The sequence below is a fragment of the Geobacillus sp. PK12 genome, from assembly GCF_004123125.1.
Classification (GTDB): Bacteria; Bacillota; Bacilli; order Bacillales; family Anoxybacillaceae; genus Geobacillus; species Geobacillus zalihae.
In genome coordinates, this window is sequence record NZ_SDKL01000021.1 from 1 (window position 1) to 13,730 (window position 13,730).

15 protein-coding genes and 1 other annotated feature are annotated in these 13,730 nt (G+C 56.3%); of the genes, 13 read left to right on the top strand and 2 right to left on the bottom strand.

Going from position 1 to position 13,730, the window contains the following annotated elements:
* The first annotated feature begins 155 nt into the window (after positions 1 to 155).
* Positions 156 to 235 (top strand) — a sequence feature (ribosomal protein L21 leader region).
* Between the two features lie 14 nt (positions 236 to 249).
* The 7 genes from rplU to pheA all read left to right on the top strand — a co-directional run bounded on the left by rplU (position 250) and on the right by pheA (position 4,783).
* Positions 250 to 558, top strand: a complete 309-nt coding sequence (rplU, locus tag ETR37_RS09160) for a 50S ribosomal protein L21 (RefSeq protein ID WP_011232086.1) — start codon at positions 250 to 252, stop codon at positions 556 to 558.
* A 2-nt stretch (positions 559 to 560) separates the two neighbouring features.
* Positions 561 to 890, top strand: a complete 330-nt coding sequence (locus ETR37_RS09165; protein WP_011232085.1) for a ribosomal-processing cysteine protease Prp — start codon at positions 561 to 563, stop codon at positions 888 to 890.
* 15 nt (positions 891 to 905) lie between these two features.
* Positions 906 to 1,196: a 50S ribosomal protein L27 gene (gene rpmA / locus ETR37_RS09170; RefSeq protein ID WP_011232084.1), complete on the top strand. Its 291-nt coding sequence runs from the start codon at positions 906 to 908 to the stop codon at positions 1,194 to 1,196.
* A 172-nt stretch (positions 1,197 to 1,368) separates the two neighbouring features.
* Positions 1,369 to 1,917: a sporulation initiation phosphotransferase B gene (locus ETR37_RS09175; protein ID WP_015375495.1), complete on the top strand. Its 549-nt coding sequence runs from the start codon at positions 1,369 to 1,371 to the stop codon at positions 1,915 to 1,917.
* A gap of 237 nt (positions 1,918 to 2,154) precedes the next feature.
* Positions 2,155 to 3,453, top strand: a complete 1,299-nt coding sequence (obgE, locus tag ETR37_RS09180; RefSeq protein WP_011232082.1) for a GTPase ObgE — start codon at positions 2,155 to 2,157, stop codon at positions 3,451 to 3,453.
* 16 nt (positions 3,454 to 3,469) lie between these two features.
* Complete coding sequence (locus tag ETR37_RS09185) at positions 3,470 to 3,913, top strand: ACT domain-containing protein (protein ID WP_011232081.1); 444 nt, start codon at positions 3,470 to 3,472, stop codon at positions 3,911 to 3,913.
* Positions 3,914 to 3,934: 21 nt separating this feature from the next.
* A complete protein-coding gene (gene pheA, locus ETR37_RS09190) occupies positions 3,935 to 4,783 on the top strand; it encodes a prephenate dehydratase (protein ID WP_011232080.1) in 849 nt (282 codons plus the stop codon).
* 108 nt (positions 4,784 to 4,891) lie between these two features.
* Here pheA and ETR37_RS09195 read toward each other — a convergent pair whose 3' ends face one another.
* A complete protein-coding gene (locus ETR37_RS09195; protein ID WP_013144620.1) occupies positions 4,892 to 5,431 on the bottom strand; it encodes a transcription repressor NadR in 540 nt (179 codons plus the stop codon).
* Between the two features lie 15 nt (positions 5,432 to 5,446).
* Positions 5,447 to 6,571, bottom strand: coding sequence for an IscS subfamily cysteine desulfurase (locus ETR37_RS09200; RefSeq protein ID WP_129447168.1), 1,125 nt, complete (start codon positions 6,569 to 6,571; stop codon positions 5,447 to 5,449).
* Positions 6,572 to 6,640: 69 nt separating this feature from the next.
* Between ETR37_RS09200 and nadB the strand changes: the two genes are divergently transcribed.
* From nadB to nadE, 6 genes are all read left to right on the top strand, one after another.
* Positions 6,641 to 8,233, top strand: coding sequence for an L-aspartate oxidase (gene nadB / locus ETR37_RS09205; RefSeq protein WP_205728142.1), 1,593 nt, complete (start codon positions 6,641 to 6,643; stop codon positions 8,231 to 8,233).
* 28 nt (positions 8,234 to 8,261) lie between these two features.
* Complete coding sequence (gene nadC / locus ETR37_RS09210) at positions 8,262 to 9,092, top strand: carboxylating nicotinate-nucleotide diphosphorylase (protein ID WP_129447170.1); 831 nt, start codon at positions 8,262 to 8,264, stop codon at positions 9,090 to 9,092.
* Between the two features lie 14 nt (positions 9,093 to 9,106).
* Positions 9,107 to 10,210, top strand: coding sequence for a quinolinate synthase NadA (gene nadA / locus ETR37_RS09215; RefSeq protein WP_011232075.1), 1,104 nt, complete (start codon positions 9,107 to 9,109; stop codon positions 10,208 to 10,210).
* Positions 10,211 to 10,368: 158 nt separating this feature from the next.
* Positions 10,369 to 11,940 carry a SafA/ExsA family spore coat assembly protein gene (gene safA, locus ETR37_RS09220; RefSeq protein ID WP_129447171.1) on the top strand — a complete coding sequence of 524 codons (1,572 nt, stop codon included), beginning with the start codon at positions 10,369 to 10,371 and terminating at the stop codon, positions 11,938 to 11,940.
* Positions 11,924 to 12,868: a phosphotransferase gene (locus tag ETR37_RS09225; RefSeq protein ID WP_011232073.1), complete on the top strand. Its 945-nt coding sequence runs from the start codon at positions 11,924 to 11,926 to the stop codon at positions 12,866 to 12,868. Before safA ends, ETR37_RS09225 begins: the two co-directional genes overlap by 17 nt.
* Before the next feature lie 34 nt (positions 12,869 to 12,902).
* Positions 12,903 to 13,643 carry an NAD(+) synthase gene (gene nadE, locus ETR37_RS09230; protein WP_025949349.1) on the top strand — a complete coding sequence of 247 codons (741 nt, stop codon included), beginning with the start codon at positions 12,903 to 12,905 and terminating at the stop codon, positions 13,641 to 13,643.
* Positions 13,644 to 13,730: the final 87 nt, after the last annotated feature.

Consider the following 13,730-nt stretch of genomic DNA (forward strand, 5'->3'; position numbering starts at 1 on the left):
AGTGAACCGAAAAAATGTTCTCCACAAAGTCTTGACTGACTCGGGACGAAGATGACGGTTGACGGACGGCCGTTTCTATGTTACGATAGATGACGTTGTAGACTTTTTGTCCTGCCAACAAGGGCAAAAGAGGGCGGCTGTCGCAAAAAGACGCACCCGCACTACAACCGCTCAGCGCGGGCGATGAAGCGCTCCGTCTTGGGCCGCCTTGGCGCTGGCGAGTCTGAGTCTATGAAGGAGGTGCGATGCATGTACGCAATTATCGAAACTGGCGGCAAACAATTGAAAGTCGAAGAAGGCCAAGAAATTTACATCGAAAAATTGGATGCGAATGAAGGCGATACGGTCACGTTTGACAAAGTGCTGTTCGTCGGCGGGGAAACGGTGAAAATCGGCAACCCGACAGTCGAAGGCGCAACCGTGACGGCGAGAGTGCAAAAACACGGCCGACAAAAGAAAATTATCGTCTTCAAATATAAAGCGAAAAAGAACTATCGCCGCAAACAAGGCCACCGTCAGCCGTACACGAAAGTCGTCATCGAAAAAATCAACGCGTAACGATGATCCGCGTCACGATTGAACGGGAAGCGGACGGCCGCATCCGCGCGTTTACGATGGAAGGGCACGCCCATTTTGCGAAACGCGGGCAGGACATTGTATGCGCCGGCGCTTCGGCGGTCTCGTTCGGCACGATCAACGCCATCGAGACACTTATTGGCGTAAGCCCGCATGTTTCGCTCGGCAAAGACGGCGGCTACCTCCGCTGCGAGCTTCCGGAGCTGGAAGAAGCGGCGGCAGAGAAAGTGCAGTTGTTGTTGGAAGCGATGGTCGTTTCGCTAAAGACGATCGAACGCGATTACGGAACATTTATCCGCGTGACATCCATCTAGCGGGAGGTGACTGCCATGCTGAGACTTGACCTGCAATTTTTTGCTTCGAAAAAAGGGGTCGGTTCGACGAAAAACGGCCGCGACTCGATCGCGAAACGTCTTGGCGCAAAACGGGCTGACGGTCAATTCGTCACCAGCGGTTCGATTTTGTACCGTCAACGCGGAACGAAAGTCCATCCGGGCTTGAACGTCGGCCGCGGCGGCGACGATACGCTGTATGCGAAAATCGACGGCATCGTCCGCTTCGAGCGGCTCGGCCGCGACCGCAAACGCGTCAGCGTCTACCCGGTCAGCCAAGAAGCGTAATCGATGTGAAAAAACTCTAACCGTTCGGTTAGAGTTTTTTCTTTTTGGCGTAGAAAAATCGTTCCCGTTCAATGTCAAAAAATGTTATAGTAAAAGTACATATGCCTCCCCCATGGAGGCGGAAGTCCAAGCGAGGCAGGGAGCCTACGCTTAGTGGATAGGGGAGCGTTGGATGGAGAAGCGATGGACTGTCGTTGAGGTGATGCGCCATGCCCGCCATGACTGGCTGAACAAAATCCAGCTCATCAAAGGGCATTTGGCGCTCAATAAAATCGAACGGGTGCAGGAAATCATTGAAGACATGATCGCCGAGATGCATCAGGAAACACGGTTGACGAACTTGAAAGCCGAGCAGTTCGCTGAGCTTGTCATGACTTATAACTGGGAGCCGCGCCCGCTTTTTCTTGAGTATGAAATCACGGACGGCGAAGCCGATTGGTCGCGGTGCGATGAGCAGCTGACTGAATGGTGCCGCCAATTTTTTCACCTGCTTGAAGCGCAATCCGATGAGCGGACAGAAAACCATTTATGTTTGTCCATTGAGCTGTCCGACCGACGGGCGGCGCTGTTTTTGGATTATTGCGGCACGTTTCGAGATGGCGAAGCCATTCGCACTTGGCTTAAGCGCTGCGAACCATCACCGCCGCTTCGGCTCGCGTCGTTTGCCGTTGGCGAGGGCGAATTGACGGTGGAGCTTGAGCTTTTGGCGGCGGAATCTTGACCATTGGTTGGACGAAGGAAAATGGAAGGCAAAGCTTATTTTGCCCTAAGAGGTGCGAACGGATCGATCCAATCGGACCGAAAAGCGGCGGCTGGGCTTGAACCGCCCGCCAGCCCGCAGACGGCCGATGCTTGCGTACATATTGACATCATGGAATCGACTCTGTATACAATAATAAGTATTAGTCATACTCATTTCGCCATGATACCATGATGGAAGCGAATCGGAGGAACAGCCATGTTTGTTGATCAGGTGAAAATTTATGTGAAAGGCGGGGACGGCGGCAACGGCATGGTCGCGTTCCGCCGGGAAAAATACGTCCCAAAAGGCGGGCCGGCCGGCGGAGACGGCGGCAAAGGCGGCGATGTCGTCTTTGTCGTTGATGAAGGGCTGCGGACGTTGATGGATTTCCGCTACCAGCGCCATTTTAAAGCGCCGCGCGGCGAAAACGGCATGTCGAAAAACCAGCATGGCAAAAATGCGGAAGACTTGATTGTCAAAGTGCCCCCAGGCACCGTTGTCATCGATGCGGATACGAACGAAGTGCTCGCCGATTTGACCGAGGCGGGGCAGCGGTTTGTCGTCGCCAAAGGCGGGCGCGGCGGGCGCGGCAACACCCGATTTGCGACGGCGTCCAACCCAGCGCCGGAAATTGCGGAAAACGGCGAACCGGGCGAAGAGCGCAACATCATTTTAGAGCTGAAGCTTCTCGCTGACGTCGGGCTGGTCGGGTTTCCAAGCGTCGGCAAATCGACGCTGCTGTCGGTCGTCTCCGCAGCCCGTCCGAAAATCGCCGAGTACCATTTTACGACGCTCGTTCCGAACTTGGGCGTTGTCGAAACGGAAGACGGGCGCAGTTTTGTGATGGCCGACTTGCCGGGATTGATTGAAGGGGCCCATCAAGGGGTCGGGCTCGGGCATCAGTTTTTGCGCCATATTGAACGGACGCGTGTCATCGTCCATGTCATCGACATGGCGGCGGTCGAAGGGCGCGATCCGTACAACGATTATCTCGTCATCAACGAAGAGCTGAAACAGTACAATTTGCGCTTGACCGAGCGGCCGCAAATTGTTGCCGCCAATAAAATGGACATGCCGAACGCCGAAGAAAATTTGCGCCGCTTCAAAGAGAAAGTCGGCGATGCGGTGCCAGTCTTTCCGATTTCTGCAGCGACAAGACAAGGAGTGCGCGAGCTGTTGTTTGCCATCGCCGACCTGTTGGAAACGACGCCGGAATTCCCGCTTCATGAACGGGAAGATCCGGCCGTGCAGCGCGTCGTGTACAAATATGAAAAAGAGGAGCCGCCGTTTACGATCACCCGCGCCAGCGACGGAGCATTCATTTTGGCGGGCGACAAAATTGAAAAGTTGTTTAAGATGACGGATTTCTCGCGCGAAGAATCGGTGCGCCGCTTCGCCCGCCAGCTGAAGGCGATGGGGGTGGATGATGCGCTGCGCGAGCGCGGCGCGAAAGACGGAGACACGATCCGGTTGCTTGATTACGAGTTCGAGTTTGTCGACGACTGGGATGAATAGAGCGGGGGAAGGTGCGGTGGAGAAAAAATTTTATTTGGTGCGCGAAGACGTCCTGCCGGAAGCGATGAAGAAAGTCGTGCTCGCGAAACAGCTGCTTGAGCGGAAAAAAGCCGCCTCGGTCGCCGAGGCGGCGCAGCTCGCCAACATCAGCCGCGGTGTGTTTTACAAATACCGCGATGCCATTTTTCCGTTCCAAGCGGTGACGAAAGAAAACATCGTCACGCTCTTTTTCCATTTAGAAGACCGCTCCGGAACGTTGTCACAGCTGCTTGGCGTTGTGGCGGCGGCCGGCTGCAACGTGCTGACCATCCATCAAACGATTCCGCTTCAAGGGAGGGCGAACGTGACGCTGTCGGTCAGCACAAACGATATGAACGAGGAGATCGATGAACTCCTCGCTAAGCTCAAACAGCTCGAATTTGTCGAAAAAGTGGAAATTGTCGGTTCGGGAGTGTATTAAAGCAAGGGAGAGGCAAACGAGATGAAAATCGGTTATTTAGGACCGAAGGCGACGTTCACCGAAGCGGCGGCTGCTCTTCTTTTTCCGTCGCAGCCGCGGGAGCCATATGACACGATTCCCGATTGCATTGACGCCGCGGCGGCCGGAGAGATTGAAGCGGCCGTGGTGCCGCTCGAGAACGCCTTGGAAGGATCGGTCAATTTGACACTCGACTATTTAATTCACGAACAGCCGTTGCCGATCATCGGCGAAATCGTTGTGCCGATCGAGCAACATTTGATGGTGCACCCATATTTCACCCCTCATTGGCGCGAAGTGAAAGAAGTGTATTCCCACTCGCACGCCATTGCCCAATGCCGGAAGTTTTTGCATACGGTGCTGAAAGGGGCGAAGCAAGTGCCGATGACGTCAACGAGCGCCGCCGCGAAATTTGTGAGCGAGCATCCGCACTTGCCGGCGGCGGCGATCGCCAACCGGCTGGCGGCGGAAAAATACGGGCTAGTGATCGTGCAGGAAAACGTCCACGATTACGATTACAACCATACGCGCTTTATTGTCGTCAGCCGGCGCAAAGAGCCGCTTTCGCCTGCTTCGCCTCTTTATGCCGGCGACAAGACGACCGTGGTCGTCATGCTGCCGCAAGACCGTCCGGGCGCACTCCATCAAGTGTTATCAGCGTTTGCCTGGCGGCGGCTCAACTTGACGAAAATCGAATCGCGCCCAGCGAAAACGGGCCTTGGAAATTATTTCTTTATTATTGACATCGACGCGCCGATGGATGACGTCCTCATCCCGGGGGCGATCGCGGAAATTGAGGCGCTCGGCTGCACTGTGCAGCTGTTGGGCAGCTATCCATATTATTTTGCTTGACACAGACAAAAACACGCGGGCGGTCTGCTGCCGTCCGCCTGTTCCTTTTTAGACGGCCCGCCGCGCAGTATTCCGCAGGGAATGAACCGATGTTCGGCCAGGTCCAGTTTACGCTTCGATGAGAAAGCCGGCTTGTTTCAAGGCGCGGCAGGCGGCGTCAAGCTTCACTGGTGAATCGGCTTCCAGCGTATGCAAATGGGTTCCGTCCGTCAGCTGCAACAAATACGACGATTTTGTCGCCTCGATTTTGGCGATGAATTGGTCGACTTCCAGGCGGTTGCTCACCATGATCGAGGCGGTTAAATCGCCGTAAACCGGATGCTCGATTTTGACGTCCTTGACTGTCACGCCGCAATCCACGAGCAAATACAACTCTTCTTTCGTCTGTTCTGGCGTATGGAAGCAGGCGACCGTCCTCGTGTACGTTTTGGCCGGTTCAGCCGGCTTTAAATACAAATAGCCTTGGCTTGTGGCGATGATTGGTTCGTTGCGCGCCTTTAACAGTGAAATGTCTTGGACGATCACTTGGCGGCTGACGTTCGTTTTCGCTGCCAGCTCAGCCCCCGTGAGCGGCGCTTCGCTTTCTTTCAACCATTGCAAAATGAGCTGGCGCCGCCTTTCCCCTAAAATTTTCTTTTCCTCTTTCACCTGCCATTCCTCCTTTCATGCCGATGTAAGTCGCTCCAATGTGGAAACGAACTGGTCGATCTCCGCTTCGGTCGTGGCCGCGCCCAATGAGACGCGGATGAATTGCTTCGCTTCTTCAGGCGTTTTCCCGACGGCGAGCATCGTCCGCGACGGCGCTTGCAGCCCGACTTGGCAGGCGCTGCCGGTGGAAATGGCGATGCCGGCGCGGTTGCATTCAAGCATCACAAGCTGCCCTTCGTACCCAGCGACGGACAAACCGATAATATGGGCAAGACGGAAATCGGGATGGCCTTCCACCGCCACCGGCAGCTGTTTGGCGGCGATGGCGTGAAGCAACCGATTCCGCAGTCGTTCCAAACGCGACTGTTCGTCCGCCATTCGTCGATGGAGCTGCTGCGCGGCCGTAATGAAGGCGGCAATACCCGGTACGTTGACCGTTCCCGGCCGAAAGCCTGATTCGTGCGTCGCTCCCGGGAATACCGGCTTCCAATGCCGGCGCGGGTTGATGTACACAGCGCCGACCCCTTTGGGACCGTACACTTTATGGGCGGAAACGGATAGGCTGTCTAGTCCTATCTCTTGAACATCTAGCTGTATTTTAGCAAAAGTTTGCACGCAGTCGCTATGAAAAAGGACGCCGTGCGCCCGCAGGAGGCGGCCGATGTCGGCAAGCGGCTGAATCGTGCCGATCTCTGAGTTGGCATGCTGAATGGAAACGAGAACGGTCTGCGGCGTGATGGCGCGTTCCAAATCGGCCAGCCGAATGCGCCCGAATCGGTCAACGGGCAAATACGTGACCGTATATCCTTCTGTTTCCAGCTGTTTGAACAGGTGATGGAGCGAGGCATGCTCGATTTCGGTCGTGATCAGGTGGTTTCCCTTATGCCGGTAGGCGGCAGCTAGCGAACGGATCGCGAGCACGTTCGCTTCCGTTCCGCCGCTTGTGAAATAGATCCCTTCCGCTTCTCCGTTAATCATGGCGGCGAGTTCGCGCCGGCATAAGACAAGCAGTTGTTTCGCTTTCGTTCCGATGTCATGCAAGCTGCTTTCGTTGCCAAAGTAAACGGACGCCGCTTCAGCGTAAGCGGCGATCGCCTCTTGGCACATTGGCGTCGTTGCCGCGTAATCCAAATAAATCATATTCCCCCGCCTTTGCATCATTTTTTTCGCCAAACCTCTTGCCATTAGTTTAAATATGTGTAAATATAGATGTCAAGACAGGTGAAAAGAAAGGGGCGTCCGAGAGTGAAGGAAGGTGGCGTGATTATCGTCGGAAGCGGGCTGGCGGTGTTAACGGTCGCGTATCATTTATCTGAGCTCGACCATGTGATGATATTCACGAAAAAACGTTGCACCGACAGCAATTCATGGCGGGCGCAAGGAGGGGTGGCCGCGGCGCTGGCAGAGAGCGACGATTGGCGCGCTCATTTCCGCGATACGATGGTCGCCGGCTGCTTTCATAACGATGAACGAATGGTCGAACGGCTCGTCCGCGAAGGGCCGAGGCGGCTGCAAGAATGGATCAACGCCGGCATGGCGTTTGATCGGGACGAACGCGGCCGGTTTTGTTTCGGCCTTGAAGGCGGGCATAGCCACCGCCGGATTTTGCACGCCGGCGGCGATCAAACGGGCAAAGCACTCGTTTCGTTTTTGCTTGAGCGGCTCGAGGGACGCGTATGGATGGAAGAAGGCGAGCAGGTGATTGATTTGCTTGTGGAAGAGGGGCGTTGCGTTGGGGTGAAAACGAAGCGGGAAGACGGTTCGGTGTCCATTTGGCCGGCGTCGGCCGTCGTGTTGGCGACCGGTGGATGCGCCGGATTGTATACGTTCACTTCCAATGCGCCGACGGCGACTGGCGACGGCATTGCCATGGCGTACCGCGCCGGTGCGGCGGTGGCGGATATGGAGTTTATCCAATTTCATCCGACGATGCTCGTTGCCGGCGGAAAAGCGGTCGGGCTCGTCTCGGAAGCGGTGCGCGGCGAAGGGGCGGTGCTTGAGGCGGAAGATGGAAGACCGCTGATGGACGGCGTCCATCCGCTTCGCGATCTCGCTCCGCGCGACATCGTCGCCCGAGCGATCGCGGCGGAACTCGATCGCGGCGGCCGCGTCTATTTGAATATTTCCCGCGTGTCCCACTTCCGCCGCCGCTTTCCGACGATCGCCGCGCTATGTGAGGCCTATGGCGTCGACCTTGAAGCCGGCCGCCTTCCTGTCGCGCCGGGCGCCCATTTTTTAATGGGCGGCGTTGTCGTCAACGAGTGGGGGCAGACGACGGTTCCGGGCTTGTACGCCGTCGGGGAAGCGGCGTGCACCGGTGTGCACGGCGCCAACCGGCTCGCGAGCAACTCGTTGCTTGAAGCGATCGTCTTTGGATTCCGTGCGGCCTGCGCCATCCGCCGTCAAGCGGCGTGGCCGGAAACGGTGCACCGAGCGGATTCATCCAGCCCGCGTCGTTTGATTGTACCACGGCTGCCAGAGCGGGCGTTGCTCCGCGAACAGCTGTCAACGTTTGTCGGCATCGTCCGCAACGGCGATCGGCTTCGCGAAGCGGTCGACTGGTTGGAACAGTTTTCGTTGCCGGATTGGCTGGATGGCGACCTTGAACGATTGTCGGCAGAGGAGATTGAAACAGGATATATGTTGCTAGTGGGCTGGCTTGTCGCTTCATCAGCGCTTGGGCGCACGGAAAGCCGCGGCGGCCATTACCGGAGCGATTTTCCGCGTGAACGCCCGGAGTGGCGGGGGCGGCGCCTCGTGCGGACGAAAGAAGAGTGGGCCCGCCTTGGGGCTGGGAGGTAAAGCGGCAAAGAAAACGGAGGGATGAAAGATGAACCGGTTGAAGCTCGAACAACTGTTGCGACAGTTTTTTCTTGAAGATATTGGCGACGGCGATGTGACGAGCGAGACGATTTTTCCGGCTCATGAACGGGCATCAGGCATGTTTATGGCCAAAGCGGACGGGGTGGTGGCCGGCGTCGGCATTATTGCGGCGGGCTATCAGCTGCTGGATCCGCGCGTCGAAGTAACCATCATGAAACAGGACGGCGAACGGGTCCAAGCCGGCGAAACGATCGCCGTCGCATCCGGACCGGTCGGGCCGCTGTTGTCCGGTGAGCGCGTCATTTTAAACTTGCTGCAGCGGTTAAGCGGCATTGCCACCGTGACGCGACAGGCCGTTGACTTGCTTGGCAATAGCTCCACACGCATTTGCGACACGCGGAAAACGACGCCGGGGCTGCGCATGCTTGAAAAATATGCCGTCACATGCGGCGGCGGCTACAATCACCGCTTTGGCTTGTACGACGGTGTCATGATTAAAGACAACCATATCGCCTTTTGCGGATCGATCGCCCTCGCCGTCAAAACGGTGCGGGAGCGGCTTGGGCATATGGTGAAAATCGAAGTAGAGACCGAAACGGAAGACGAAGTGCTCGAGGCGGTCGAGGCCGGGGTGGATGTCATTATGTTTGACAACCGGACGCCGGATGAGGTGCGGGCGTTCGTCCGGCTTGTGCCAAAGCCGATCATCACGGAAGCGTCGGGGGGAATTACGCTCGCCAATGTGGCGGCGTACGGCGCGACCGGAGTCGACTACATTTCGCTCGGATGTTTAACCCATTCCGCCCCGGCGCTCGATATGAGTTTCAATTTGCGATAATGGAGGGGAGAACCGTGAACGTCCTTGAACAGTTGAAACGGCTGGATGAGATGCCCAAACGGTATAAAACGATGGAACGAAGCGAGCTCGAAGCACGCGCCCGCGCGGTGAAAGAACGGTTCGGCCGGCGCCTTTTCATCCCGGGTCATCACTACCAAAAGGATGAGGTCATTCAGTTCGCCGATGCGACCGGCGATTCGCTTCAGCTTGCCCAGCTCGCGGCAAAGAACAGCGAAGCCGAATATATTGTGTTTTGCGGCGTCCATTTTATGGCGGAAACCGCCGATATTTTAACGAGCGACGACCAAACGGTCATTTTGCCGGACTTGCGCGCCGGCTGTTCAATGGCCGATATGGCCGATATTTTTCAAGTCGAGCGGGCATGGGCGGCGCTTATTGAGCGGTTTGGCGAGACGATCGTGCCGCTTGTGTACGTCAATTCAACCGCGGCGATTAAAGCGTTTGTCGGCCGCCATGGCGGAGCGACCGTCACCTCGTCGAACGCGAAAAAGATGATGGCTTGGGCGTTTTCACGGAATGAACGGATTTTCTTTTTGCCGGATCAGCATTTAGGGAGAAATACGGCCTATGCGCTCGGCATCCGTCTTGACGAGATGGCGGTGTGGGATCCGCATGAGGAGACGCTCCAAGGGGCGGACGATCTCGACAAGGTGAAAGTCATTCTTTGGAAAGGACATTGCTCCGTGCATGAAAACTTCACCGTGCGACAAATCGAGCATATTCGACGGATGAAGCCGGGAATCCATGTCATCGTCCATCCGGAATGCAGCTGGGAGGTCGTCCAGCAAGCAGACTACGCCGGTTCGACAAAATACATTATTGAAACGATCCGCAATGCTCCACCCGGCACCCAGTGGGCGATTGGAACGGAAATGAATTTGGTGAACCGGCTGAAGCATGAACATCCAGACAAAGAAATTGTTTCTCTCAATCCATATATGTGCCCGTGTTTAACGATGAATCGAATTGATTTGCCGCATTTCGTCTGGGCGCTCGAATCGCTTGAGCAAGGAGCGATCGTCAATCGCATCACCGTTCCGAAAGACATCGCCGCAGAGGCAAAAGAGGCGCTCGACCGCATGCTTTCGCTTGCCTAGCTTTTTCCCTGGCTTGACGAGGAGGGATCCTCGTTCGGTCAGGGATTTTTTTATCATAAATCAACGATCATCGTCATACATTGTGTTGAAAGACGATAACGGGAAACAAGCATCGGTTCGATCGAGCGTAAACAGTCTCGGTTTAGGAGGGGAATGGAGTGAAAATCCATATTGTCCAAAAGGGCGACACCCTTTGGAAAATCGCCCAAAAATATGGAGTGGATTTTGAACAATTGAAAAAAATAAATGGGCATTTGAGCGACCCGAATATGATTATGCCTGGAATGAAAATCAAAGTGCCGACAGCAGGGGTGCCGGTCAAAAAAGAGACGAAGGCGCCTGTGTCACCCAAAAAAATGCACGTAAAAGAGCACCCGTACGCGGAGGCGAAACCGTTCGTCTCATTCCACATTGATACCGAGCTTGACACTGCTGTCGCCCCTGCTCCGGAAGGCGAGGCAGCGGTAAACGAACCGGCGGGTGAGGCGCCGAAAGCAGTGGTAAAGAAAACGCCCAAAGCAGTCGTAAAGGAAACACCGAAAGCGCCGGAGAAGAAGGCGGAGAATGTGCCAGTGAATGAAGCGCCAAACGTGCCGGTGAACGAAATGCCAAATGTATCAGTGAATGAAACGCCAAATGTGCCCATCAATGAAGCGCCAAAGGCCGTCGAGAAGGAAGCGCCAAAAGCGGCACCAAAAGCAGTGGTGAATGAAGCGCCGAACGTACTGGTGAACGAAACGCCGAATGCGCCCATCAATGAAGCGCCAAAGGCACCGGCGGGTGAGGCGCCGAAAGCGGCGATGAACGAAACGCCAAAGGCTGTCGAGAAAAAAGCGCCAAAAGCAACGGCACAAGAAGCACCAAAAACGCCGAAAGCGGAGGCAAAAGAAGGGGCAAAAGCGAAAGGCGCCTCTGTGCCGCCGCTTGTGCATACGATTCCGCCGGTGGCCCCGCCTCCTCAACTTTCGTTCGCTCAATCGCTGGCCAACGTGCCGCCGATTCCGCCGAAGCCGAGCAATATTTTGCCCAACATGATGAAAGAGGAGGACAATGAAAGCCCAGCTGAATGGAAAGGGGAACCGGCGGCTGAGAGCGAAGACGCGCCGCCGCTGCCGAACATTCCATACGTTCCTGTCGCCCCGCCGACGATCCCAATATTTGGCACTGACCAAGGATGTACGCCAGTGCCGCCAGTTTGGCCGGGGAGCGGTTTTTACGCGCCGCCGCTGCCGATCATGCCGACGTCCTATCCGCCATCGTCTGCGCCGTCGGCCGTTGGGAAAAGCGGTGAAAGTCCGGAAAACGGTTCGGCGCCGTTTCCCGGCATTCACGAAAGCAGCAGTGAATCATTAGAGCCGCCGTTTTCTGGGCCTGGGGCTGCCGCCCCGTTTGTCCCGTCCGCAGGGGGCGTTCTCCCGCCGCCCGGCGCTGCAACGCCAGTTTATGCGCCGCCTGCGGCGCACCCCTCGCCTGTCGGCTATCCGCCTTTTGGGTATGCACCGGCCTATGCGCCGCCCCCGTACTATTATGGAGGGTACGCCCTGCCGGCTCCATACGGATATGCGCCGCAGTCAGCGCCGCCGCTTCCGTGGCCAGGCGTCGTTTATCCGACAAGTCCAGCGGGATACTCGCCGCCATCCTACCCGCCATCATCCGCCCCGCCGGTTGCCGGCCCCCGTTTGTTTAGCGAACCGCCGGATGAGGAGAGCGGGCATGGCGAGGAACAATAACCAAGTGAAAAGAGACGCCGCCGGCCGTCTCTTTTTTCTTCTTGACCGCCAATATCGGCTTGTTATTCAACAAGTTGTGGCATTGAAACCGCATGTCTTAGCCATTGCCGCCCGGCAAGGAATGTTTGTCGCCAAAGCGTATCGCTTTCCTGTTGCGGCCGCGCGGCACGCCTGGCTTCTTGCCGCATTAAGGAAGACCGGTTTTTCCGCCGCGCCGGCCCCTATGCCGATCGGGCGCGGAGGAGTGGTTGAAGCCGGCGGATGCTATTGGCTGCTGACGGAATATGTAGCCGGAGCGCGTCCAATCTCGTTTGCCGCTTGGGCTGACGCCGCTGACGGACTTCATTTGCTCGAACGTTACCATACCATAACGGCAAACATCGCCAGCAGCAAGCAGGAGGCGATGGGGCTGCCGCGTGCGCAGCTGTATGACAAATGGCGGCGCCGCTATGAGGAGTTTTGCCGACATTTGCCTGTTGTTGAAACGATCATGGACAAAGAAGACATTTTATTTACGCTGCGCTGGGCGGATTACTGTCTATCAACGTGTCGCGAGCATGCTCCAGAGTTGACGGCGGATTCTGCTGCCATCATTCATGGTGATGTCGCCTCCCATAATTTTTTGCGCACCACAACCGGCCAGATGTACCTCATCGACTATGACGCGGCCGCTCTTGCCTCGCCCGGGCTTGACTATTGCCAATACGCCAATCGCCTCTTGCCGTATATCGGTTGGTCATATTCAACACTCGCCCGTTTCGCTCCGCTTCGCCGTTGGTTGGAAAAACGCTGGTTTTTGCATGCGCTCTTATTTCCGGCTGATGTGTTTCGCGAATGGCGGTCAGCCGCCGCGCGCCGCCGCCCCCTTGTGTTTGACCGCAAGCGGAGAGAACGGTTTGTCCGCCGCCTTTATGCTATGCTACAATGAAGAATGGAATCTTTGGAAAAGGAGTCGAGGGCGGATGCAAGAAAAAATTGACAAACTCGTGCAATGGTTGCGTGACCAAGTCTCATCAGCCGGTTTAAACGGGGCGGTCGTCGGCATTAGCGGCGGCATCGACTCGGCGGTTGTCGCCCATTTGATTAAGCGTGCCTTTCCGGACGATTCGCTGGGGCTGATCATGCCTTGCAAAAGCAATCCGAAAGATATGGAAGATGCGCTGAAAGTGGTGAAAAGCTGCGGCATCCGGCATTTGGTCATCGATTTGACCGAGGCGCACCGGACGTTGTTTGGCGCGGTCGAGGCCGAGCTGAAAGCCATCGGGGAATGGAGCGAAGAGCGCGCGCGCCTCGGCGATGCGAATACAAGGGCGCGTTTGCGCATGACGACGTTGTATGCGGTCGCCAACAATTACGGCTATCTCGTCGTCGGTACGGACAACGCCGCCGAATGGCATACGGGCTACTTTACGAAATACGGTGACGGTGGAGTCGATGTAGTGCCGCTCATTCACTTTACAAAAGGCGAAGTGCGCGAAATGGGCCGTCTGCTCGGCGTCCCGGAAGAAATTATCAAGAAAGCTCCAAGCGCCGGACTGTGGGAAGGGCAGACGGATGAAAGCGAAATGGGCACGACGTATGAAATGATCGATAAATATTTAAAAGGGGAAGAGATTCCAGAACGCGATCGAAACATTATTGAACGGCTTCATGAACGTTCGCATCATAAACGGCAGTTGGCGATTGCGCCGCCGAAGTTTTAGCTGTCACCTCGTTGGGTTGAACTGACAGCGATAAACCCCCCGCGTTTGCCGCAAGCTAAACGTAAGGCTGGCTTCATGCCAGCCTTG

What these genes read in the sequence shown, in the direction of transcription:
- rplU (WP_011232086.1), top strand. Translation starts at nt 250, where the DNA reads ATGTACGCAATTATCGAAACTGGCGGCAAACAATTGAAAGTCGAAGAA.
- ETR37_RS09165 (WP_011232085.1), top strand. Translation starts at nt 561, where the DNA reads ATGATCCGCGTCACGATTGAACGGGAAGCGGACGGCCGCATCCGCGCG.
- rpmA (WP_011232084.1), top strand. Translation starts at nt 906, where the DNA reads ATGCTGAGACTTGACCTGCAATTTTTTGCTTCGAAAAAAGGGGTCGGT.
- ETR37_RS09175 (WP_015375495.1), top strand. Translation starts at nt 1,369, where the DNA reads ATGGAGAAGCGATGGACTGTCGTTGAGGTGATGCGCCATGCCCGCCAT.
- obgE (WP_011232082.1), top strand. Translation starts at nt 2,155, where the DNA reads ATGTTTGTTGATCAGGTGAAAATTTATGTGAAAGGCGGGGACGGCGGC.
- pheA (WP_011232080.1), top strand. Translation starts at nt 3,935, where the DNA reads ATGAAAATCGGTTATTTAGGACCGAAGGCGACGTTCACCGAAGCGGCG.
- ETR37_RS09200 (WP_129447168.1), bottom strand. Translation starts at nt 6,571, where the DNA reads ATGATTTATTTGGATTACGCGGCAACGACGCCAATGTGCCAAGAGGCG.
- nadB (WP_205728142.1), top strand. Translation starts at nt 6,641, where the DNA reads ATGTCAAGACAGGTGAAAAGAAAGGGGCGTCCGAGAGTGAAGGAAGGT.
- nadC (WP_129447170.1), top strand. Translation starts at nt 8,262, where the DNA reads ATGAACCGGTTGAAGCTCGAACAACTGTTGCGACAGTTTTTTCTTGAA.
- ETR37_RS09225 (WP_011232073.1), top strand. Translation starts at nt 11,924, where the DNA reads ATGGCGAGGAACAATAACCAAGTGAAAAGAGACGCCGCCGGCCGTCTC.
- nadE (WP_025949349.1), top strand. Translation starts at nt 12,903, where the DNA reads ATGCAAGAAAAAATTGACAAACTCGTGCAATGGTTGCGTGACCAAGTC.